This is a genomic window from Acidimicrobiales bacterium (assembly GCA_035316325.1).
GTDB lineage: Bacteria > Actinomycetota > Acidimicrobiia > Acidimicrobiales > VFJN01 > DASXTK01.
Genome location: DATHJB010000076.1, coordinates 1 through 20,908, shown reverse-complemented (window position 1 = coordinate 20,908; position 20,908 = coordinate 1). Strand labels below are relative to the sequence as shown.

The window sequence follows — 20,908 nt, the reverse complement described above, 5'->3', positions numbered from 1 at the left end:
GGGCACACATGGCACGTATCTCCGGCGTCGACATCCCCCGCGAGAAGCGGTTGGAGATCTCGCTGACCTACATCTTCGGCATCGGGCGCACCCGGGCCAAGGACATCACCGCCGAGCTCGACATCGACCCGAACACCCGGGTCCGTGATCTGACCGACGACGAGGTTGCACGGATCCGCAACCACATCGAGGCCACGTTCAAGGTCGAGGGCGACCTGCGACGTGAGATCCAGCAGGACATCAAGCGCAAGATGGAGATCGGCTGCTGGCAGGGCCTGCGGCATCGCCGAGGCCTCCCGGTCCGGGGGCAGCGCACCCAGACCAACGCACGAACCCGCAAGGGCCCCAAGAAGACGGTCGCCGGCAAGAAGAAGGTTCGCAAGTAATGGCAAAACCCAAGCCCGGTGCCGCCCGCAGGCCCCGCAAGCGTGAGCGCAAGAACGTGACCCACGGGGTCGCCCACATCAAGAGCAGCTTCAACAACACGATCATCTCGTTCACCGACCAGAGCGGGAACGTGATCTCGTGGGCGTCGGCCGGCAACGTCGGCTTCAAGGGTTCCCGCAAGTCCACGCCGTTCGCGGCGCAGATGGCGGCCGAGGCCGCCGCTCGCCGGGCCATGGAGCACGGTGTGCGCAAGGTCGACGTGCAGGTGAAGGGCCCCGGCTCCGGCCGGGAGACCGCCATCCGCTCGATCCAGAACACCGGCATCGAGGTCACCGGCATCAAAGACGTCACCCCTGTTCCCCACAACGGCTGCCGCCCCCCCAAGCGGCGCCGGGTCTGAGGTCCCACAGCACATGTCCCGTTACACAGGGCCCAAAGCACGAGTTTCCCGCCGTCTCGGCGTCAACATCTGGGGTACGCAGGGCGAGAACCGCGCCCTCGACCGCCGGCCCTACCCGCCGGGCGAGCACGGCCGCAGCCGTCGCCGCAACCCCTCCGAGTACCTGATCCAGCTGCAGGAGAAGCAGAAGGCTCGCTTCACCTACGGCCTGAACGAGCGGCAGTTCCGGCGCCTCTACGACGAGGCCAACAAGACCAAGGGCGTCACCGGCGAGCAGATGCTGCAGCTGCTGGAGCGCCGCTTGGACAACATCGTCTACCGAGCAGGCTGGGCGGCGACGCGTCCCCAGGCCCGGCAGTTCGTCGGGCACGGTCACGTCGACGTGAACGGGAAGCGGGTCGACATCCCGAGCTACCGGGTGCGCAAGGGTGACGTGGTCACCGTGCGCGGCAAGGCGCGCGAGATGATCGTCATCCAGTGGAACCGTGATGTGCTCGACCGCACGCCCCCGCCGTGGCTGGACCGCGGCGACGAAGGATGGTCGGTGACCGTGCGCGAGTTCCCGCTGCGCGAGCACATCGACGTCCCCGTGCGCGAGCAGCTCATCGTCGAGCTCTACAGCAAGTAACCCCCGCCTGATCTTGTTAGTTGTAAGGGAGCACCCCGAATGCTGGTAATGCAGCGGCCTACGGTCGAGCCGATCGGTGACGAGGAGAGCAACCGGCAGCGCTTCGCCGTCGGTCCGCTCGAGCCCGGCTTCGGCCACACGCTGGGCAACTCGTTGCGCCGCACCCTGCTGTCGTCGATCCCCGGCGCGGCCATCACCCAGGTGCGCTTCGATGATGCCCTGCACGAGTTCGACACCATCCCCGGTGTCGTCGAGGACGTCACCGACGTGATCCTCAACCTCAAGGACATCGTCGCGATCAGCCACAGCGAGGAGCCGGTCACCGTGCGCCTCGACGTGCGCGGCCCGGCGGACGTCACCGCCGGCACGATCCAGACGACGTCCGACGTCGAGATCCTCAACCCCGACCTGCACCTGGCCACGCTGAACAAGACCGGGCGCCTGGCGCTCGACATCACGGTCAGCAAGGGTCGGGGCTACCGCTCGGCCGACGCCAACAAGTCGTCGGTGACGATCGGCGTCATCCCGGTCGACTCGATCTTCTCGCCCGTGCGCCGCGTCGCCTTCGACGTCGAGCCCACCCGGGTCGAGCAGTCCACCGAGTACGACCGGCTCGTGCTCGACATCGAGACCGACGGCTCCATCGCCCCCCGTGAGGCGCTGGCCTCGGCAGGCGACACGCTGCGCTCGCTGGTGTCGCTGGTGGCCGACATGAGCGACGAGCCCCAGGGCCTGGAGCTCGGCGAGCTGGCTGTCTCGGCCGCCGGGTCGCCCGATCTCGACCTGCCCATCGAGGAGCTCGACCTCTCCGAGCGCCCTCGCAACTGCCTCAAGCGCGCCCAGGTCAACACGGTGGGCGAGCTGCTCGGCAAGTCCGTCGACGACCTGCTGGCCATCACGAACTTCGGCCAGAAGTCGCTCGACGAGGTCATCGCCAAGCTCGACGAGCGCGGCCTCTCGCTGCACCAGAAGGACTAGGGACTCATGCCTGCGACTCCAAAGAAGGGCCGCCGCTTCGGCGGCAGCTCGTCGCACCAGAAGCTGATGATGGCCAACCTGGCGGCCAGCCTGTTCGCCGCCGAGGGCATCGTCACCACCGAGGCCAAGGCCAAGGCGCTGCGCCCGATCGCCGAGAAGCTGATCACCAAGGCGCGCAAGGGCACCAACCACCCGGACACGGCGCTGCACAACATCCGGCTGGTGGTGTCGTACCTCGGCGACAAGGAGATGGCCCACAAGCTGTTCTCCGAGATCGGCCCGCGCTACGCCGACCGCAACGGTGGCTACACCCGGATCCTGAAGCTGGGTCCTCGCCAGGGCGACAACGCACCGATGGCGCGCATCGAACTCGTCTGATGACTCGGACGGCGTCGTCATGACTCGTGATCTGCCCCCGGCAAGGCAACTCCGTTGCCGCCGGTGGCGCCGTCAAAGCCTCGCCGGCTCGGAGTCCGGTCCGACGACGGCTTAGGCGTTGACGCTCTTCGACCATGATGGCGGGCACCAAGTGAGAGCTCGTCTCCTGGTCGCGTACGACGGGTCGGGGTTCCACGGGTTCGCGCCGCAGCCCGAGGTGCCGACCGTCGCGGGCGCCCTGCGCGAGGCGCTGGAGAAGGTGCTCGGCGTCCCCGTCGAGTTGACCTGCGCCGGCCGCACCGACACCGGCGTCCACGCCTGGGGTCAGGTCGTGAGCTTCGACGCACCCGCCGAGCGGTTCGACCCGCCCAGCGTGCAGCGGTCGCTCAACCGCATCTGCGGTCCCTCGATCGTGGTGCGCGACGCGGCCGTCGTCGCCGACGACTTCGACGCCCGCCACTCGGCCACGGGGCGCACCTACCGCTACACGATCGTCAACCGCCCGGTGCCGGACCCCTTCATGGCGCACCTGGCGTGGCACGTCGACACCCGGCTCGACCTCGACCTCCTGCGCCTGGCCTGCGATCCGCTCATCGGCGAGCACGACTTCTCGGCCTTCTGCCGGAAGCCCAAGCGGCGTGACGGCCAGCCGGCGTCGATGACCCGCACCGTGCGGGCGGCGTCGTGGACCGATCTGGGGGAGGGGGTGCTGCGCTTCGAGGTGACGGCCAACGCCTTCTGCCACCAGATGGTGCGCAGCCTCGTCGGCACGCTGGTCGACGTGGGGACGGGTCGGCTCCACGCCGGTCAGATCCTCGGCATCCTGGCCGGCGGCTCCCGCGACGCCGCCGGCCCCCTGGCCCCACCACAGGGCCTGTGCCTCTGGCACGTCGAGTACCCGCCCGAGGCGAAATTGCGTTGATCCGGCCGCTATGTGCGGGTTTTCGGACGCAACTTCGGAGGGTGGGGACATAGCGTAGGGGTGTGACCGCGGGCGTGAGAGCGGTGGCCTGTCTCGGCGTGGGCATGGCCTTGTGGGTGCTGTTCGGCGCGGTGCGGGGCGCCGACGACTGGCAGGTGTCCGGGGGCGGCTACACGGTCGCCCTGTTGGTGGCGGGCGGTGCCTTCGGGCTGCTCGCACCGCCTCCGCAGTCCCGGCACCTGGCCACCGCGGGGCTCCTGGTCGTCCCCGGCCTGGCCACGCTCGTCGCCGCCGGCCCCGGCGCCCACCCCGGCGCCGTCTGGTGGTACGTGACGCTGCTCCTGGGGCTCTACGGTGCTGCGGGGACCCACCTCGTCGGCGTCGAACTGCGTCGGGCACTGCGATCCGAGCTGTCGCGGCTACTTCATCGCCGGTCGGCCTTGGCGGACGGGCCCGATAGCCGGTAGTCTTTTGCGCTGCTCAGCGCGCGCCGTGGCGTGCCCGAGCTGCCGTAGGAACCCCGAAGAGACAGCGCAGAGGACGTCGCGTGCCCACGTATAGCCCGAAAATCTCCGAGATCGAGCGTGCCTGGTACGTCGTCGACGCCGAAGGCCTGGTGCTGGGCCGTCTCGCCACCGAGGTCGCCAGCATCCTGCGAGGGAAGCGCAAGCCGATCTTCGCACCGCACCTCGACACCGGCGACCACGTCATCGTGATCAACGCCGACAAGATCGTGCTCACCTCCGGCAAGGCCGAGCGCAAGCCGGTCTACCGCCACTCCGGCTACCCGGGCGGCCTCAAGACCGAGACCTTCGCCCAGCTGCTGGCCCGCAAGCCCGAAGAGGCCGTGCGGAAAAGCATCAAGGGGATGCTCCCCAAGAACCGGCTGGGCCGTCAGATGCTCACCAAGCTCAAGGTCTACGCCGGCCCCCACCATCCGCACGCCGCCCAGCAGCCACAGGCGCTCGAGGTGGCTCATGCCCACGCTCGCACCGCCTAGGTAGGACCTGACACTGATGTCGAAGCCCCTCGTGCAATCAACCGGCCGCCGCAAGGGCGCCGTCGCCCGGGTCCGGGTCCGTCCCGGCACCGGCAAGATCACCGTCAACCAGCGTGACGTCGCCGTCTACTTCCCCTCCAAGGCGCACCAGATGATCCTCAGCGAGCCGCTGCGGGCCACCAGCACCGACGAGGTCTACGACATCGACGCCACGATGCATGGTGGCGGCGTGTCGGGCCAGGCCGGTGCGCTGCGCCTCGGCATCGCCCGGGCTCTGGTCGAGCTCGACGGCGAGACCCGGCCGACGCTGAAGAAGGCCGGCTTCCTCTCCCGCGACCAGCGTGAGAAGGAGTCGAAGAAGTACGGCCTCAAGAAAGCCCGCAAGGCGCCGCAGTACTCCAAGCGCTGATGGCCCGGGCTGGGGCTTCCGGCTTCGGCTGCTGAGCCATGCTGGAGTTCGGGACCGACGGTGTACGTGGCGTCGCCAACGTCGAGCTGACGCCCGAGCTCGTCCTCGCGCTCGGGCGCAGCGCCGCCCGGGTGCTGGGCGGCGGCCGTTGGGGCGTGGGGCGCGACACCCGTCGCTCCGGCTCGCTGCTGGAGGCCGCCTTCGCCGCCGGACTGGCCAGCGAGGGGGCCGACGTGGTCAGCCTCGGCGTGGCCCCCACCCCCGAGGTGGCCTGGTGGTCGGCGCTCGAGGGGGCGCCGGCGGCGATGGTCTCCGCGTCGCACAACCCCTTCCCCGACAACGGCATCAAGCTGTTCTCGGCCGGAGGTCGCAAGCTCGCCGACGAGGCCGAGGAGCGCCTCGAGGCCGAGCTGCGCCGGCTCACCAGTCGCGGCAACGGCCACGATCCGCTCACGCCACCGCCCGTCGGCGCCGCGGTGGGCACGGTCACGAGCCGGCCGCCGCACCAGGGCTACGGCGGGGCGGTGGCAGCGTCGATCGAGGGCCGGCGGCTCGACGGCCTCCGGGTGGTGCTCGACTGCGCCAACGGCGCCGCCTCGGTGGTCGCCCCGGAGGTGTTCCGGGCGCTGGGTGCTGAGGTCGAGCTGCTGCACTGCATGCCCGACGGCACCAACATCAACCACGAGTGCGGCTCCACTCACCCGGCGGCGTTGCAGGTGGCCGTCCACCGGACCGGGGCCGACGCCGGCGTGGCCTTCGACGGCGACGCCGACCGGGTGCTGCTGGTCGACGGCACCGGCCGGCTGGTCGACGGCGACCACATCATCGCCATCTGCGCCATCGACCTGGAGTCCCGGGGCCGGCTGGCCGACTCGACGGTGGTCGTCACCGTGATGACCAACCTGGGTTTCCGTCAGGGGATGGCCGACCGGGGCATCCACGTGGTCGACACCCGGGTGGGCGACCGCTACGTGCTGGAGGCCTTGGAGGCCGGGGGCTTCTCGCTGGGCGGCGAGCAGAGCGGCCACGTGATCTTCCGCGAGCTGGCGACCACCGGCGACGGGCTGCTCACCGCGGTCCAGGCGCTCGACGTCGTGATCCGGTCGGGCCGGCCGCTGGGCATGCTCGCCGACGAGGCCATGACCCGGCTGCCCCAGGTGCTGCGCAACGTGCGGGTCGACGGCAGCGCCGCCGACCAGATCGTCGCCGGCCTGGCCGGCGAGATCGCCGAGGTCGAGGCCGAGCTGGGCCGCAACGGGCGGGTACTGGTGCGGCCGAGCGGCACCGAGCCGCTGGTGCGGGTGATGGTCGAGGCTCCGACCGAGACGGCCGCCGACGCGGCCGCGTCGCGTTTGGTGGCGGCCGCGGAGGCATTGTCCTCACGCTGAGGCAATCTGTGCGGCCCAGCAGCTGACGACAGACACGTACTGGGGAGGACGGGCGATGCAGCCCATGCAGCCACCGATGCCGCCGGGCCCGCCTGGTCCGCCCATGCCTCCGGGTCCACCCATGCCTCCGGGGCCGCCGTTCCCCCCGGGTCCGCCCATGCCGCCCGGTCCGCCGACCGGTCCGCCGGGGCCGCCCTACTACGGCGAGCCGGAGCCGCCCCCGAAGCGGAGCTGGGTGCTGCCCGTGGGCATCGGTGCGGTCGTCGGCACGCTGATCGGCGTCGCCGTGTGGGTGACGATGTCGGGTGGCGACGACGACGGCGAGGAGATCGGCGGCGGCCCCAGCACCACGGTCACGGAGCCGGTGACCACCACCGGCGACACGGTGCCCCCGGACGAGCCGACCGGCGCTGCGGCGTCGCTCACCGGCACCTGGCAGGGGACGTACGTCTGCAGCCAGGGCGAGACCGGGATGACGCTCACGGTCGTCGACTCCGCCGGCGACCTCGACGCGATCATCGAGTTCTACGAGGTCGACAGCAACCCCGGCGTGCCCAGCGGCGCCTTCGCCATGGAAGGCACGTCGGCCGACGGTGCGGTGTCGCTCGAGGGCACCGAGTGGATCGACGAGCCCGAGGGCTACGTGATGGCCGGCATCGAGGCCGAGGTCACCGGGAGCGGCGAGGTCCAGCAGCTGGCCGGCAGCGTCGACGGCGAGGGCTGCACCACCTTCACGCTCGACCGGACCTCCACCGAGCCCTGGTACGTCGGCACCTGGGAGGGCGGCTACGACTGCGGGCAGGGCCTGACCGGCCTCACGCTCACCGTGGCCGACCCCGGCGACGGCAACGTCGAGGCCACGTTCGCGTTCTACGAGGTGCCGGAGAACCCCGGCGTGCCCGGCGGCAGCTACCGGCTGGAGGGCAGCTACGCCGACCACGGCCTGACGCTCGACGGCGTCGAGTGGATCGAGCAGCCCGACGGCTACGTCATGGTCGCGCTCCAGTCCGACTTCATCACCCGCCCCACCCACTTCGCCGGCAAGGTCCTCGACCCGTCGTGCACGGCGTTCCTCCTGGCCAAGCAGCCGAGCGAATAGGCCCCGGCGTTCATCCACGGGCCAGGTGGGGGCCACCCGGGCGGTCGAGTTCGTAGACTCGAACCTCATGTGCGGGATCATCTCGGTGGTGCGCGGCCCCGGTCGTCGCCAGCAGCTCGAACCTCAGTCCGTGACGTCGCCGCTGCGAGGCGCGCTCGACGCCCTCGCGGAGGAGTCGACGCTGGCCGCCGCCTGCGACCGGGCAGCCGCCGAGGTCGAGGCCGCCGACCGGCTGCTGCGGTCCACCGACGGCGTCGGCACCCTGGTCCACGACCGGCGGCTGCTGCTCGAGGTCGAGGACGTCAGCGCCCAGCTCGGTGAAGCCCTGGCCGCCATCGAGGCCCGCCTCGACGCCGGCGACGAGGGGCTCGCCCCCGCCGAGCTCGAGCGCACGAACTCGGCGGTCGTGCGGCTGAAGGACGCCGTGTGGGCGGTGGCGCAGGACCGGGTGCACACCGCCCGCGCTGTCGCCGACCTGGCCGGCAGCGAGCCCGGCTGGGCTGCGGTCGAGGGCTACACGTCGATCCAGCAGGCCCTCGTCGCCATCGACCGGCTCGAGGTGCGGGGCCGCGACTCCGCCGGCATGCATGTGCTGGTCCGGGGCCACGGCCTCGATCTCGACAGCCCGGGCGTCGCCCGCCTGCTGGCCGAGCGGGTGGCCGACCCGCTGTTCCGCACCGGCACCGTCCGCACCCCCGACGGGCTCCTGGCGTTCGTCTACAAGGCCGCCGCCGAGATCGGCGAGCTGGGCGACAACACCAAGGCCATGCGGGCCGCCATCCGGGCCGACGAGCTGCTGCGGCTGGCGCTGCGCTCCGACGAGGCCGTCGCCACCGTGCTGGGCCACACCCGCTGGGCGTCGATCGGGATCATCTCCCAGGCCAACACCCACCCGCTCGACAGCTACGAGACCGACCGCGCCGACGGCCCCTACGTCATCGGGGCGCTCAACGGCGACGTCGACAACTTCGCCGACCTCAAGGCCGCCGACGGGCTCTGCATCGCCCCCGAGATCACCACCGACGCCAAGGTCATCCCGACGCTGGTGTCACGCCGGCTGGCGGCGGGCGACGACCTGGCCACCGCCTTCCGCAACACGGTGGCGGCGTTCCAGGGCTCGACCGCCGTGGCGGCCAGCGCCTCGGCCTACCCCGACAAGGTCATGTTCGGGCTCCGGGGCAGCGGGCAGGGCCTCTACGTCGGCCTGGCCGACGGCGCCTACGTGGTGGCCAGCGAACCCTACGGCGTCGTCGAGCTGACCAGCCGCTACCTGCGCCTCGACGGCGAGACCCCGGCCAACCCCGACAACCCCACGGCCAGCCGGGGGCAGATCGTGGTGCTCGACGGGGCCCGGGCCGGCACGCTGGAGGGCATCGAGCGCATCGCCTACGACGGCACGGTGCTGCCGGTGGGCGAGGACGATCTGACCTCCGCCGAGATCACCACCCGCGACATCGACCGCGGCGACTTCCCCCACTTCCTGCTCAAGGAGATCACCGAGGCGCCGGCCAGCTTCCGCAAGACGCTGCGGGGCAAGCTGGTGGACCGCGACGGCGAGCTGGCCGTGGCGCTGGGGTCGGACGTGCTGCCCGACGACCTGCGGGCGGCGCTGCGATCGGGGGCCGTCAAGCGCATCATCACCATCGGCCAGGGCACCGCCGCGGTCGCTGCGCAGGGCCTGGCGGCGGCGCTCGACCTGTTCTGCGGCTCCACGCCGCTGCGGATCGAGTCGCGGCTGGCGACCGAGCTGTCGGGCTTCGGGCTGCGGCCCTCGATGGACGACACGCTGGTCGTCGCCATCAGCCAGTCGGGCACCACCACCGACACCAACCGCACGGTCGACCTGGTGCGGTCGCGGGGGGCGAAGGTGGTCGCCGTCGTCAACCGGCGCCAGAGCGACCTCACCGACAAGGCCGACGGCGTGCTCTACACGTCCGACGGGCGCGACGTCGAGATGTCGGTGGCGTCGACCAAGGCGTTCTACAGCCAGATCGCGGCCGGGTTCCTGCTGGCCGCCGCGGTGGCCGACGAGGTCGGCGGAGTGGTCGAGCAGGGCCTCCTCGCGGCGTTGCGGGAGCTGCCCACGGCCATGACCGAGGTCATCGCCCGGCGTCCCACCATCGCCGAGGCCGCCCACCAGCTCGCCCCCGGCAAGCGCTACTGGGCCGTCGTCGGCAACGGGCCCAACCGGATCGCCGCCGCCGAGGTGCGCATCAAGCTGTCGGAGCTCTGCTACAAGTCGATCGCCAGCGACGGCACCGAGGACAAGAAGCACATCGACCTGTCGGCCGAGCCCCTGATCCTGGTGTGCGCCGCCGGGCTGGAGGGCTCCACCGCCGACGACGTGGCCAAGGAGGTGGCGATCTACCGGGCACACAAGGCCTCGCCGATCGTCGTCGCCACCGACGACCAGTCGCGCTTCGGCGCGGCGCTCCACGTGCTGGCGGTGCCGCCGACCCACCCCGCCCTGGCGTTCGTGCTGTCGGCGATGGTCGGGCACCTGTTCGGCTACGAGGCGGCGCTGGCCATCGACGCCCTGGCGCTGCCGCTGCGGTCGGGTCGGGCCGCCATCGAGATCATCACCCGGGACGCGGCGGCCGACGGCTCCACCGTGTCCGGCGACGTGCTGCTGCGGCGGCTGCGGACCGAGCTGGCCCCGGTCGCCCGCGGCTACTTCGACGGGCTGCGCGTCGGTTCGTACAACGGCCAGCTGGAGGCCTCGACGGCCGTGCGGCTGGCGGTGCTGCTCCGCTACGCCGCCGGGGTCATCCCGCTGGAGGCGTACCAGATCGACGAGGGCAAGGTCGGCACGCCGGCGGTGCTGGTCGACGACCTGACGGCCTCCCTGAGCGCCGCAATCGAGGAGCTCACCCGCCCGATCGACGCCATCAAGCACCAGGCCAAGACCGTCACGGTGGGCATCTCCCGCAGCGACGAGACCCTGCTCACGGTGCCGCTGGTGCAGGAGCTGCTGGCCGCCGGTGCGCCGCGGGACAGCCTCACCTACGCCGTGCTCCGCACGCTGGCCGACGTCAGCCCGGCGTTCGCCGAGGTGCGGGGCTTCACCCGGTACCGCATCGAGAACGTCACCGACGACGCCACCGCCACGATCACCGTGGTCGACCGGGGCGGCATCGCCCGCGACCTCACCAGCCGCTCGCTGCGGTCGCCGCGGCTGCGGGGCACCAAGCACCGGGTGGCCAACGAGCGCGAGGTGCTGATCGCCCGGGGCCGCAGCGACGGGCGGCCGATCGTGCTGGTACCCGAGGTGAAGGACGGCCAGACCGTCGGCCTCACGCTGCTGCACGTGCGCTTCGCCGACCTGCTGCCCACGTCGACGGCCCGAGGGGTCCTGCAGGGCTACCGCAACCGCTACGCGGTGCTGCGCGACGCGGTGCAGGAGACCGAGCCGACGTTCCGCGACGACGTGCTGGCCACGATCCCGGTCGTCGACCTGATGACCGAGCCGATCAACCAGCTCGCCGACCGCTGGCATGTCTGAGGCACCGGCGCCGGTCGAGCCGGGGCCCGATCCCCGGGTGTCGACCGGGCCGCTGCCGACGGTGGGGCCGGTGCTGGGGGTGGGCGTCGACCTGTGCGACGTCGAGCGCCTGCGGGCCGCCATGCAGCGGACGCCCGGCATGCGCAGCCGGATCTTCAGCGAGGCCGAGCAGGAGTACTGCGAGCGCCGGAGCGACCCGGCCGAGCGCTACGCCGCCCGGTTCGCCGCCAAGGAGGCCGTGCTGAAGGCGATGGGCTGCGGGCTCGGGTCGTGCGCGGTGCGCGACATCCAGGTGTTCAACGAGAAGACGGGGGCGCCGCGGGTCGTGCTGGTCGACACCGCCGCCCGCCTGGCCGCCGAGAAGGGCGTGGCGGGCTGGCACCTGAGCCTCACCCACACGTCCTCGCTGGCCCAGGCCACCGCCCTCGCCCTGGGACCTGACCCTCAGGGGTAGATTCGCAAGCCGGATGTTGCCCGTCGTCACGCCCGAGGAGATGGCCGCGGTCGACGCTGCCGCCCCGGAGCCGGTCGACGTGCTGATCGGGCGGGCCGGCGCCGCAGTGACCCGGGAGGCCCTCCGGCTGCTGGGCGGCACGTACGGGCGGCGGGTGCTCGTGGTCGCCGGCAAGGGCAACAACGGCAACGACGGGCGCGACGCCGCGGCGCGGCTGTCGCGGCGCGGCGTGCGGGTGCTGGTCGTGGCGGCCGGCTCGGAGCCTCCCTGGTCCTCTCCGCCGCCGGACCTCGTGATCGACGCCGCCTACGGCACGGGCTTCCACGGCACGTACGAGGCGATGCCCCGGCTGGGGGCCGAGGTACCGGTGCTGGCCGTCGACATCCCCAGCGGCGTGGACGGCCTGACCGGTGCCGTCGGCGGTCGGCCCTTCGAGGCGACCCGGACGGTGACGTTCGCCGCTCTGAAGCCGGGGCTGCTGTTCCCACCGGGCAGCGAGCTCACGGGCGACGTGGTCGTCGCCGACATCGGGCTCGACGTGTCGGACGCCCGCTGTGGCGTGGTCGAACGTGACGACGTCGTGCGCTGGGTGCCGCCGCGGGCCACGACCGCCCACAAGTGGCAGGCCGCCGTGGTGCTGGTGGCCGGATCGCCGGGGATGACCGGTGCCGCCCACCTCGCTGCCCGGGCCGCGCAGCGCTCCGGCGCCGGGATGGTGCGGGTGGCGACGCCCGGCGTGCTCGACGATCCTCAGCGGCCCACCGAGGCCGTCGGTGTGCCGGGGCTCGACGCCGACGACTGGGACCAGGTGGTCCTCGGGCAGCTCGACCGGGCGGGTGCGTTGGTGGTCGGCCCCGGGCTCGGGCAGGGCAACGGCACCGCCGCACGAGTGCGGCGCCTGGTGTCCTCGTCACCCGAGGTCGCGGTGCTGGTCGACGGCGATGGGCTCACCGCCCTCGACCAGGAGGCCGCCGAGGTTCTGTCGGGGCGCTCGGTCCCGGCGGTGCTGACCCCCCACGACGGCGAGTTCGCCCGCCTGGCCGGCTCGCCGCCGGGCGCCGACCGCATCGCCGCGGCCCGGTCGCTGGCGTCTCGCGTGGCCGCGGTCGTCCTGCTGAAGGGCCCGACGACGGTCGTCGCCCACCCCGGCGGCCGGGCCCGCGTGGTCACCGAGGGCGACGCCCGCCTCGCTACGGCGGGGACCGGCGACGTCCTCTCCGGCTGCATCGGGGCCCTGCTGGCCCGGGGTGTCGACCCCTTCGACGCCGCGGCCGCCGGGGCCTGGCTCCACGGGCGCGCCGCCCACCACGGTCCCCGGGAGGGACTGGTCGCCTCCGACGTCGTCGACCTGTTGCCGGAGGCGTTCGCCGACCTGCGAGGGGAGGGCTGATGGCGAGGGCCTGGGCCGACATCGACCTCGACGCCGTCCGCCACAACGTCCGCACGCTGCGCCAGGAGGTCGCACCGGCCCGGTTCTGCGCCGTGGTCAAGGCCGACGGCTACGGCCACGGGGCCGTGCGCGTGGCACAGGCCGCGCTGGCCGCCGGTGCCGACTGGCTGGCGGTGGCCCAGATCCCCGAGGCCGCCGCCCTGCGCGGTGCCGGGATCGACGCCCCGCTGCTGGTGCTGTCCGAGCCCCGGGCCGACGAGATCGACGTCGCCGTGGGCCTCGAGGCCCGGCTCACCGTCTACACGTCGGACATGGCGATCGCCCTGGCCGACACGGCCCGGCGCCGGAACGCACCCCCGGTCAACGTGCACCTCAAGGTCGACACCGGCATGCGGCGGGTCGGGGTCGACCCCGGCGACGTCCTGGCCCTGGCCAAGACCATCACCGAGAGCCCCCGCCTCCAGCTGGAGGGCGTGCTCACCCACCTGCCGGTGGCCGACGAGCCCGGCAACCCGTTCAACGACCAGCAGATCGAGCGGTTCGAGGCGGTGCTCGACGACCTGCGCCGCGCCGGGATCGAGCCGCCGCTCCGCCACGCCGCCAACTCGGCCGGGGCCCTGTGCCTTCCCGCCACCCGCTACGACCTTGTGCGCTGCGGCATCGCCACCTACGGGCTGCCCCCGGCCCCGGCGCTCGACGGCCTCGTCGACCTGCGCCCGGCGCTCAGCCTGACGACCGAGGTGGCGTTCGTGAAGCGGGTGCCGTCCGGGCAGGGGATCTCCTACGGGCTGCGGGAGCGCACGGTGCGCGACACGGTGATCGCCACCATCCCCATCGGCTATGCCGACGGCGTGTTCCGGGCGCTGCCCTTGGGCGGCGCCGAGGTGCTGATCCACGGGCGTCGCTGCCCGATGGTCGGCGTGGTGACGATGGACCAGCTGATGGTCGACTGCGGTCCCGGTGCCGACGTGCGGCCCGGCGACGACGTCGTGCTCCTCGGCGCGCAGGGCGACGAGCGGGTCACCCCGGACGAGTGGGCCGCCAAGCTGGGCACCATCTCCTACGAGGTCGTCTGCGCCCTCGGGCCCCGCGTCGAGCGGCGTTACTCGTCGTGATCACCGACGTCCCGGGGGTGCGCGTCGGCCACTGGACCGACTCGGCGGCGCGGACCGGGTGCACGGTGGTGCTGCTGCCCGAGGGGACGGTGGCGTCGGGTGAGGTGCGGGGCGGCGCTCCGGCCACCCGGGAGACCGACCTGCTCCACCCCACGCGGGCCGTCACCCGGCTCGACGCGCTGCTGCTGACCGGCGGCTCGGCGTTCGGGCTGGCGGCGGCCGACGGGGTGGTGCGGTTCTGCGAGGAGCGGGGTCTGGGCGTGCCGACGCCGGCGGGCCCGGTGCCGATCGTGGTGGCCTTGGGCCTCTTCGACCTGGCCGTCGGCGACCCGACCGTCCGTCCGGGCGTGCCGGAGGGCTACGCGGCCTGCGAGGCCGCGGTCGCGGGCGAGTTCCCGCTGGGTGCCGTGGGCGCGGGGACGGGCGCCACGGTGGGGTCGTCGTCGCCCGGCGGCGATCGGCGGCCGGGCGGCATGGTCTCCGCCTCGGCGCGATCGGGCGACCTGGTGGTGAGCGCCCTGGTGGCGGTGAACGCCTTCGGGGCGCCGGGTGTCGAGGACAGCCGTCTGCCCCCGATGCCGGGCGCGCTGCTCGGCAACACGACGATCGGCCTGGTCGCCACCAACGCCCGCCTCGACAAGGTCGGGTGCCACCTGCTCGCCCAGTCCGCCCACGACGGCCTGGCCCGTGCCGTCTTCCCGGCTCACACCAGCTTCGACGGCGACGCCTTCGTCACCGCCGCCGTCCACTCCCTCGACACCCCGACCGACCTCGACACGGTCCGGGCGCTGGGTGTCCACGCCGTGGCCGAGGCCATCCGCTCGCTCCCCTGACCCGCGTCCAGACCCGGTCGTTGCGGCTCCTACACTCTCGGCCGGATCGTCACGCAGAGTCTGCTGGGAGTTCACGTGGTCGCGACTGTCACGCAAGGGCGTGATGCCGAAGCCGAGTCGCCGGCCGCGGCCGTCCCGGCGGAGTCGCGGCGGCACGGCTGGCTGCTGCTCGCGGCGCTGTTGTGCGCCTTCGGCATCCGGGTCGCGATCGGTCTGACCGACGACGCTCCGTCCACCGACGAGACCGCCTACCTGCGTTCCGGGATCTCGCTCGTCGAAGGCGACGGGTTCGAGCGCGACGGTCACCCCGAACTGCACTTCCCGCCCCTCGTGCCGGCCCTGCTCGGGCTCGGCAGCCTGGTGCTCGACGACGCCCACATGGGTGCCGTGTGGCTCACGATCCTGGCGGGGACCGCGGTGGTCGTGCCGCTGAGCCTGCTGGCCCGCCGGGTGGGCGGTCCGGGGGCGGGCGTCGCCGCGGCCTGGATCGCGGCCCTGGCGCCGGCGGTCGCCACGTCGCCGACCAACCGGGGGGCGGGCTCCGAGGCGGCCTACGTCCTGCTGGTGGTGCTCGCGCTGTGGTGGGTGGTCGACGCCGCCGACCACCGGGACGGGGCACGGGCGCGGCGGGTCGCCGCCGCGGGCGCGATGGTCGGCCTGGCCTACCTGACGCGCCCGGAAGGCCTGTTCGTGGGCGTGCCGCTGGGGATCGCCGTGCTGGTGCTGGCCCGCCGGCGTGACGAACCCGGCGTGGGCCCGTCGCGGCGGCGGACCGTCGGGCTCGTCGCCGCCTTCGTCGTGCCGATCCTGCTGTGCCTCGCCCCGTACGCCACCTACCTCCACGGGAACACCGGTCGCTGGGAGCTGACCGCCAAGACCCAGGACGCGTCCATCGAGGCCTGGCAGGCTGTCGCCCGGGCCGACCGCCAGGCCCGCGACCAGGTGCTCTACGCCCTCGACGACACGGGCTACGCCTTCTCGACCGAGCGCACCTCGCTGCCGGCGCTGGCGCTCGACGATCCGGGGGGCTACCTCGTCGTGCTCCGCTCCAACGTGGCCGAGCTGGCCCAGGCGGTGGTGAACCCGACCTCCGGGCAGTTCTTCGCGTGGCTGCTGCTGCCGCTGCCCGTGTGGGGGCTGGTCGGCCTGGGCCTGTGGCGCCACCGCAGCTCGCGCCCGATCCAGCTGCTGGTCGCCGTGGCGGCGCTACCGGTGGCCACCTCGCTCGTGTTCTTCGTGCAGCCCCGCTACCTGATGGCGGCGGCGACGCTGGCGGTCGTGCCGGCCGCCGTCGCCCTGGCGGGCTTCGCGGGGAGCGCTCGGCGCTGGCTCACCGCCGGGGTCGTCGGGCTGCTGGTCCTCTCGTCGGTGCAGGCGTTCGACGGCCCGGGCGGGTGGTGGCACCCGGCCGACCACACCGACCAGCAGGCCGCCGGCGAGTGGCTGGCGGCGCACACCGACGGCGGCGACCGGGTGATGACCCGCAGCATGATCGTGAGCTACTACGCCGATCGGCCCGCGATGGCGATCCCGTACGCCGAGATCGACGGGATCGTCGACTTCGGTCGCCACTACGGCGCCCAGTACCTGGTGGTCGACTGGTACACCGTGAAGCGCCTGCGCCCGCAGCTGCGTGAGCTCCAGTCCGTCGACGCGGTGCCGGGGCTGCGCCTCGTCCACGAGACCACCCGCGAGGGCCGCACCACCCGCGTCTTCGCCTTCGACCCGGCACCCCCGGCCGACGTCCCGATGGGGCCGCCCCTGAGCTTCGTCGGCGACGGCGCTGCCTGACCGCCCGGCTTCGGGACGGGTTCCCCACTGTCAGTAGGCTCCTGGCGTGTCCCTGTTGTGCGCCTACACGCGTTCCGTGGACGAGACGCGAGCGCTCGCCGGAGCCTTGTCGGGGGTCGTCCGGGGCGGTGACCTCGTCCTGCTCGCCGGCGACCTCGGTGCCGGGAAGACGGCGTTCGTCCAGGGGCTCGGTCAGGGCCTGGGCGTGACCGAGCCGATCACCAGCCCCACCTTCACGCTCGAGCAGCGCTACGACAGCGACCCCATGCTCCACCACCTCGACGTCTACCGGCTGGAACAGCTCAACGAGGTGCTCGACCTGGGGGTCTCCGAGCTGCTCGACGAGGGGGGCGTGGTGGTGGTCGAGTGGGGCGACGCGGTGCTGCCGGTCGTGCCCAACGACTACCTGAAGGTGCGGTTGAGCCTGGGCGAGTCGCTCGACGACCGCATCGTCACCCTCCGCACGGTGGGTCCCGGGTGGGCCGATCGCGCCTTCGCCCTGGCCGATGCCACCGCTCCCTGGCGCAAGCCGCCGGAGGAGGGCGCATCGCCATGCTGATCCTCGGCATCAGCACCTCCACGCAGCAGGTGGGGTGCGCCATCGGCGGCCACGAGGGGGTGCTCGCGTCGGTGCAGTCGGCGCGGGGCAAGCGTCACGCCGAGACGCTGGTGCCCGCGATCGACGTGCTGCGGCGCCAGGCGCAGGTCGACCTGTCCGAGCTCGGGTGCGTGGCGGTCGACCTCGGCCCCGGGCTGTTCACCGGCCTGCGGGTGGGGATCGCCACGGCGAAGGCGCTGGCGCACGCGCTGCGGGTGCCCATGATCGGGGTGCCCAGCCTCGACCTGGTGGCGTTCCCGGTGCGGTGGACGCCGCGGCTGATCGTGGCGGCGATCGACGCCCGGCGCGGCGAGCTGTTCGTCGCCACCTACCGGCAGGTGCCCGGTGGCATCCAGCGGATCGGCGACTACCGGGTGAGCTCGCCGAAGGACCTCGCCACCGACCTGCTGGCGAACCGGGACGACGTGCTGCTGGTGGGCGACGGGGCGATGCGCTACGCCGACGAGTTCGAGGACCTCGCCAGCGTGGAGCTGGCCGACCAGGGCCTCGCCTACCCGTCGCCGGCGTCGCTGGTGCAGCTGGCGCACGCCCAGGCGTTGCGGGAGCAGTTCGTGAACTCGTGGGACCTGGAGCCGCTGTACCTCCGGGCTCCGGACGCGGCGATCAACTGGTCGACCCGCGACGGCGTGGTGAAAGCCGACCCGGAGGGGGCAGCGGGCCTCCTGGATGGCACGCTGGGCGAAGCGGCGGATACGACTGGAGACGAATGACAGGCCCCCGCCGTGGCGATGCGACCTGAGCCACACGACGAACCCCAGAGCCAGCACCCGACGGTGGTCATCGCCACCATGCGCCGCCGCCACCTGCGCGGCGTCCTGCAGATCGAGCAGCAGGTCTACCCCCGGCCGTGGACGTTCGGGCTGTTCCTCAGCGAGCTCGGCCAGCGCTCCACCCGGCTGTACCTGGTCGCTCGGGTCGGGCACCGGGTGGTCGGCTACCTGGGCATGCTGCGCAGCATCGACGACGGGCACATCACGACCATCGCCGTCGATCCGGCGTGGCAGCGTCGGGGCATCGCCAGCCGCCTTCTCGCCGTGTCGGCCCGGGCCGCGGCCACCCGGGGATGCCGCAACCTGACGCTGGAGGTGCGGGTCAGCAACCTCGGCGCCCAGGCGCTGTACCGGCGCTTCGGCTTCGTGCCGGCGGGGATGCGCAAGGGCTACTACCCGGAGAACGGCGAGGACGCCATGGTCATGTGGGCCACCGACGTCGACGAGCCTGCCTACGCCCGCCGCCTTGGCGACATCGAGGCCGACATCGGCGGCCTCACGGTGATCGAGGGCGACTGGATCTGAGCCCTTCGCGGGGTGACCGCCCCGCAACCCCGGAGGCGGGTCGGAGCTGCGGGGCGGAACCTGGCTCCCGCCCGATCAGCTCCCCCCGTTCCCAGGCCCCAACCGCTCCAGCACCCGATCGATCTTCCCGCCCAGCGTGTCCTGCACCTGGTCGATCTTCTGGTTCAGCGTCTCCTGCACCAGGTCGACCTTCTGGTCCAGGCCGTCGAACTTCTGGTTCAGGGTGTCGAGTCGGTCGCCATGTTGGGACTGGGTCTGTTCGATCCGCTCGAAGCGGGAGGTGTGCTGGGCGAGGATGTCCTCGATCCGCTCGAAGTGGGCGGTGTGGTGTTCTTGGGCTCGCTTGACGTCGCGGAGGTCGAGGCCACACTTGATGACATCATCGTGGATCTGACCGAGCGAGGAGTTGGGCGGGCGGCGGCGGGTGGGTTGCTCATCGAGGGGTTGGTCGGCACTGCTCATTGGTGGGCAGATTAGACGCGGCAGAAGCTGGGAAGCACGGAAAATCCGCGAAGAATCCTGATAATCCGCGAAATGGGATGTCAGGAGGTCTGGCCGCCGCCAACCAAAGCCAGCCGTTGGGTGTTCGCATCGGGGGCGTTGACGCGAGAGGCTGGGGGGCGATGGCTGACCGGATCCTGGGCATCGAGACGTCGTGCGACGAGACCGCGGCGGCAGTGGTCGACGGGGCGCGCCTCGTGCGCTCGTCGGTGGTGGCCAGCCAGATCGACCGCCACGCCCGCTTCGGTGGCGTCGTGCCCGAGATCGCCAGCCGTGCCCACGTCGAGCTGCTCACCCCGGTGGTGGCGCAGGCGCTGGTCGAGGCCGGCCTGTCGGACGACGAGGTCGACGCGGTCGCCGCCACCACCGGCCCCGGGCTGGTCGGCGCCCTGCTGGTGGGCCTGAGCGCCGCCAAGGCGTTCGCCCTCGTCTGGGACGTGCCGTTCGTCGCCGTCAACCACCTCGAGGGCCACCTCTACGCGGCGTTCCTGGAGGAGCCCGACCTCGAGCTCCCGGTCGTCGTCCTGCTGGTCTCCGGCGGCCACACCCTGCTCGTGCACATGAAGGAGCACGGCCACTACGAGCTGCTGGGCACCACCATCGACGACGCCGCCGGCGAGGCGTTCGACAAGGTGGCCCGCTACCTGGGCCTGGGCTACCCGGGCGGTCCCGTGATCGACCGCCTGGCGACGTCCGGCGACCCCGAGGCCGTCCGCTTCCCCCGGGCCATGCTCGACCGTGACTACGACTTCAGCTTCAGCGGTCTGAAGACGGCGGTCGTCAACCACGTGCGCACCCACCCCGACGACGCCGTCGAGGACGTCGCCGCCAGCTTCCAGGAGGCCGTGGTCGACGTGCTGGTGACCAAGGCCATGCGGGCGGCCCGCGATGTCGGCGCCAAGGGCATCTGCCTCGGCGGGGGCGTGGCCGCCAACCGGCAGCTCCGCCAGCGCCTGGTGGCGGCCTGCGCGGCCGACGGGCTGCGGCCTTTCGTCCCGAGCCTGGCCATGTGCACCGACAACGCCGCGATGATCGCCGCCGCGGGCTGGTGGCGCCTGCAGTCCGACGGCCCGTCACCGCTCGACACCGGGGCGACACCGAACCTTCGCCTGGTCTGACCCGCCCCTGCCGGCCGACCGCCGGTAGCGTGGCCGGCCGTGGGGGAGCTCTGGGGTAGTGAGCGGGCGCCGCGCATCGACCGGCGCACCTTCATGGCCGGCATGGTGGCAACCGCTGTCGCCGCGGCCGCCTGCAGCAGCAACGACGACGACAGCGGCGACGGCGGCAACGACCGCGACGCCGACGTCGCCGAGCGGCGCGACCTGCCTCCCGTCCCCGACGGCCTGGCCGCCGAGGTCTTCGCCCTGGGGGTCGCCTCGGGCGACCCGCTGCCCGACTCGGTGATCCTGTGGACTCGCCTCGTGGCCGACGGGACGGTCCCCGATGGGGCCATCGGCACCACCGACCCGGTCCCGGTCGCCTGGCAGGTCGCCACCGACGAGGACTTCGAGGACGTCGTGATCGAGGGCAGCGTGGCGGCCGACGAGGCGCTGGGCCACTCCGTGCACATCGAGGTCGGCGGTCTCGACCCCGACACCTGGTACTGGTACCGCTTCACCGTCGACGACCGCACCAGCCCGGTCGGCCGGGCCCGCACGGCACCCCGCCCCGCCGACGTCCCCGACGTCGTCCGCTTCGCCTTCGCCTCCTGCCAGAACCGCCAGGACGGCTTCTGGACCGCCCACGCCTACCTGGCCGAGGAGGACGTCGACCTGGTCTTCTTCCTCGGCGACTACATCTACGAGGGACCGCCCGAGGC

The 20,908-nt window shown here is 72.7% G+C and carries 23 protein-coding genes; 22 read left to right on the top strand and 1 reads right to left on the bottom strand.

Annotated elements, in window-relative coordinates:
• Positions 1–8: 8 nt before the first annotated feature.
• From rpsM to rimI, 20 genes are all read left to right on the top strand, one after another.
• Positions 9–386: a 30S ribosomal protein S13 gene (gene rpsM, locus VK611_10985; GenBank protein HMG41849.1), complete on the top strand. Its 378-nt coding sequence runs from the start codon at positions 9–11 to the stop codon at positions 384–386.
• Positions 386–787, top strand: a complete 402-nt coding sequence (gene rpsK, locus VK611_10980; GenBank protein HMG41848.1) for a 30S ribosomal protein S11 — start codon at positions 386–388, stop codon at positions 785–787. The genes rpsM and rpsK overlap by 1 nt, the downstream gene beginning before the upstream one ends.
• 13 nt (positions 788–800) lie before the next feature.
• Positions 801–1,415, top strand: coding sequence for a 30S ribosomal protein S4 (rpsD, locus tag VK611_10975; protein ID HMG41847.1), 615 nt, complete (start codon positions 801–803; stop codon positions 1,413–1,415).
• Positions 1,416–1,463: 48 nt separating this feature from the next.
• On the top strand, positions 1,464–2,393 hold the full coding sequence (locus VK611_10970; GenBank protein HMG41846.1) for a DNA-directed RNA polymerase subunit alpha: 930 nt from the start codon (positions 1,464–1,466) through the stop codon (positions 2,391–2,393).
• 6 nt (positions 2,394–2,399) lie between these two features.
• Positions 2,400–2,771 (top strand): 50S ribosomal protein L17, encoded by a 372-nt coding sequence (gene rplQ / locus VK611_10965; protein ID HMG41845.1) that lies wholly within the window; start codon positions 2,400–2,402, stop codon positions 2,769–2,771.
• Positions 2,772–2,922: 151 nt separating this feature from the next.
• A complete protein-coding gene (truA, locus tag VK611_10960) occupies positions 2,923–3,693 on the top strand; it encodes a tRNA pseudouridine(38-40) synthase TruA (GenBank protein HMG41844.1) in 771 nt (256 codons plus the stop codon).
• 62 nt (positions 3,694–3,755) lie between these two features.
• A complete protein-coding gene (locus VK611_10955) occupies positions 3,756–4,160 on the top strand; it encodes a hypothetical protein (protein HMG41843.1) in 405 nt (134 codons plus the stop codon).
• 80 nt (positions 4,161–4,240) lie between these two features.
• Complete coding sequence (gene rplM, locus VK611_10950; GenBank protein ID HMG41842.1) at positions 4,241–4,693, top strand: 50S ribosomal protein L13; 453 nt, start codon at positions 4,241–4,243, stop codon at positions 4,691–4,693.
• 16 nt (positions 4,694–4,709) lie between these two features.
• A complete protein-coding gene (gene rpsI / locus VK611_10945; protein ID HMG41841.1) occupies positions 4,710–5,102 on the top strand; it encodes a 30S ribosomal protein S9 in 393 nt (130 codons plus the stop codon).
• A gap of 38 nt (positions 5,103–5,140) precedes the next feature.
• Positions 5,141–6,490 (top strand): phosphoglucosamine mutase, encoded by a 1,350-nt coding sequence (gene glmM, locus VK611_10940; protein ID HMG41840.1) that lies wholly within the window; start codon positions 5,141–5,143, stop codon positions 6,488–6,490.
• A gap of 157 nt (positions 6,491–6,647) precedes the next feature.
• Positions 6,648–7,589 (top strand): hypothetical protein, encoded by a 942-nt coding sequence (locus tag VK611_10935; protein HMG41839.1) that lies wholly within the window; start codon positions 6,648–6,650, stop codon positions 7,587–7,589.
• Between the two features lie 67 nt (positions 7,590–7,656).
• Complete coding sequence (locus VK611_10930; GenBank protein HMG41838.1) at positions 7,657–11,091, top strand: SIS domain-containing protein; 3,435 nt, start codon at positions 7,657–7,659, stop codon at positions 11,089–11,091.
• A complete protein-coding gene (locus VK611_10925; protein HMG41837.1) occupies positions 11,084–11,545 on the top strand; it encodes a holo-ACP synthase in 462 nt (153 codons plus the stop codon). The genes VK611_10930 and VK611_10925 overlap by 8 nt, the downstream gene beginning before the upstream one ends.
• A gap of 13 nt (positions 11,546–11,558) precedes the next feature.
• Positions 11,559–12,935: an NAD(P)H-hydrate dehydratase gene (locus VK611_10920; GenBank protein ID HMG41836.1), complete on the top strand. Its 1,377-nt coding sequence runs from the start codon at positions 11,559–11,561 to the stop codon at positions 12,933–12,935.
• Positions 12,935–14,050, top strand: coding sequence for an alanine racemase (alr, locus tag VK611_10915; protein HMG41835.1), 1,116 nt, complete (start codon positions 12,935–12,937; stop codon positions 14,048–14,050). The genes VK611_10920 and alr overlap by 1 nt, the downstream gene beginning before the upstream one ends.
• Entirely contained in the window at positions 14,047–14,883 is an 837-nt protein-coding gene (locus VK611_10910; GenBank protein ID HMG41834.1) for a P1 family peptidase, read from the top strand. The genes alr and VK611_10910 overlap by 4 nt, the downstream gene beginning before the upstream one ends.
• 75 nt (positions 14,884–14,958) lie before the next feature.
• Positions 14,959–16,674, top strand: coding sequence for a glycosyltransferase family 39 protein (locus tag VK611_10905; GenBank protein ID HMG41833.1), 1,716 nt, complete (start codon positions 14,959–14,961; stop codon positions 16,672–16,674).
• Between the two features lie 76 nt (positions 16,675–16,750).
• The gene (gene tsaE, locus VK611_10900) at positions 16,751–17,233 is read left to right on the top strand and encodes a tRNA (adenosine(37)-N6)-threonylcarbamoyltransferase complex ATPase subunit type 1 TsaE (protein ID HMG41832.1); all 483 of its coding nucleotides are present in this window, start codon (positions 16,751–16,753) and stop codon (positions 17,231–17,233) included.
• Entirely contained in the window at positions 17,227–18,003 is a 777-nt protein-coding gene (gene tsaB / locus VK611_10895; protein HMG41831.1) for a tRNA (adenosine(37)-N6)-threonylcarbamoyltransferase complex dimerization subunit type 1 TsaB, read from the top strand. The genes tsaE and tsaB overlap by 7 nt, the downstream gene beginning before the upstream one ends.
• 18 nt (positions 18,004–18,021) lie before the next feature.
• Positions 18,022–18,588 (top strand): ribosomal protein S18-alanine N-acetyltransferase, encoded by a 567-nt coding sequence (gene rimI, locus VK611_10890; GenBank protein HMG41830.1) that lies wholly within the window; start codon positions 18,022–18,024, stop codon positions 18,586–18,588.
• A gap of 75 nt (positions 18,589–18,663) precedes the next feature.
• Here rimI and VK611_10885 read toward each other — a convergent pair whose 3' ends face one another.
• Positions 18,664–19,050, bottom strand: coding sequence for a hypothetical protein (locus VK611_10885; protein ID HMG41829.1), 387 nt, complete (start codon positions 19,048–19,050; stop codon positions 18,664–18,666).
• Between the two features lie 161 nt (positions 19,051–19,211).
• Between VK611_10885 and tsaD the strand changes: the two genes are divergently transcribed.
• Both tsaD and VK611_10875 read left to right on the top strand, forming a co-directional pair.
• Positions 19,212–20,207: a tRNA (adenosine(37)-N6)-threonylcarbamoyltransferase complex transferase subunit TsaD gene (tsaD, locus tag VK611_10880; protein ID HMG41828.1), complete on the top strand. Its 996-nt coding sequence runs from the start codon at positions 19,212–19,214 to the stop codon at positions 20,205–20,207.
• Between the two features lie 39 nt (positions 20,208–20,246).
• A partial coding sequence (locus tag VK611_10875) for a PhoD-like phosphatase N-terminal domain-containing protein (protein HMG41827.1) occupies positions 20,247–20,908 on the top strand: 662 nt, incomplete at its 3' end.

What these genes read in the sequence shown, in the direction of transcription:
- rpsM (HMG41849.1), top strand. Translation starts at nt 9, where the DNA reads ATGGCACGTATCTCCGGCGTCGACATCCCCCGCGAGAAGCGGTTGGAG.
- rpsK (HMG41848.1), top strand. Translation starts at nt 386, where the DNA reads ATGGCAAAACCCAAGCCCGGTGCCGCCCGCAGGCCCCGCAAGCGTGAG.
- rpsD (HMG41847.1), top strand. Translation starts at nt 801, where the DNA reads ATGTCCCGTTACACAGGGCCCAAAGCACGAGTTTCCCGCCGTCTCGGC.
- VK611_10970 (HMG41846.1), top strand. Translation starts at nt 1,464, where the DNA reads ATGCAGCGGCCTACGGTCGAGCCGATCGGTGACGAGGAGAGCAACCGG.
- rplQ (HMG41845.1), top strand. Translation starts at nt 2,400, where the DNA reads ATGCCTGCGACTCCAAAGAAGGGCCGCCGCTTCGGCGGCAGCTCGTCG.
- rpsI (HMG41841.1), top strand. Translation starts at nt 4,710, where the DNA reads ATGTCGAAGCCCCTCGTGCAATCAACCGGCCGCCGCAAGGGCGCCGTC.
- glmM (HMG41840.1), top strand. Translation starts at nt 5,141, where the DNA reads ATGCTGGAGTTCGGGACCGACGGTGTACGTGGCGTCGCCAACGTCGAG.
- VK611_10935 (HMG41839.1), top strand. Translation starts at nt 6,648, where the DNA reads ATGCCGCCCGGTCCGCCGACCGGTCCGCCGGGGCCGCCCTACTACGGC.
- VK611_10930 (HMG41838.1), top strand. Translation starts at nt 7,657, where the DNA reads ATGTGCGGGATCATCTCGGTGGTGCGCGGCCCCGGTCGTCGCCAGCAG.
- VK611_10925 (HMG41837.1), top strand. Translation starts at nt 11,084, where the DNA reads ATGTCTGAGGCACCGGCGCCGGTCGAGCCGGGGCCCGATCCCCGGGTG.
- VK611_10920 (HMG41836.1), top strand. Translation starts at nt 11,559, where the DNA reads ATGTTGCCCGTCGTCACGCCCGAGGAGATGGCCGCGGTCGACGCTGCC.
- alr (HMG41835.1), top strand. Translation starts at nt 12,935, where the DNA reads ATGGCGAGGGCCTGGGCCGACATCGACCTCGACGCCGTCCGCCACAAC.
- tsaB (HMG41831.1), top strand. Translation starts at nt 17,227, where the DNA reads ATGCTGATCCTCGGCATCAGCACCTCCACGCAGCAGGTGGGGTGCGCC.
- rimI (HMG41830.1), top strand. Translation starts at nt 18,022, where the DNA reads ATGCGACCTGAGCCACACGACGAACCCCAGAGCCAGCACCCGACGGTG.
- VK611_10885 (HMG41829.1), bottom strand. Translation starts at nt 19,050, where the DNA reads ATGAGCAGTGCCGACCAACCCCTCGATGAGCAACCCACCCGCCGCCGC.
- tsaD (HMG41828.1), top strand. Translation starts at nt 19,212, where the DNA reads ATGGCTGACCGGATCCTGGGCATCGAGACGTCGTGCGACGAGACCGCG.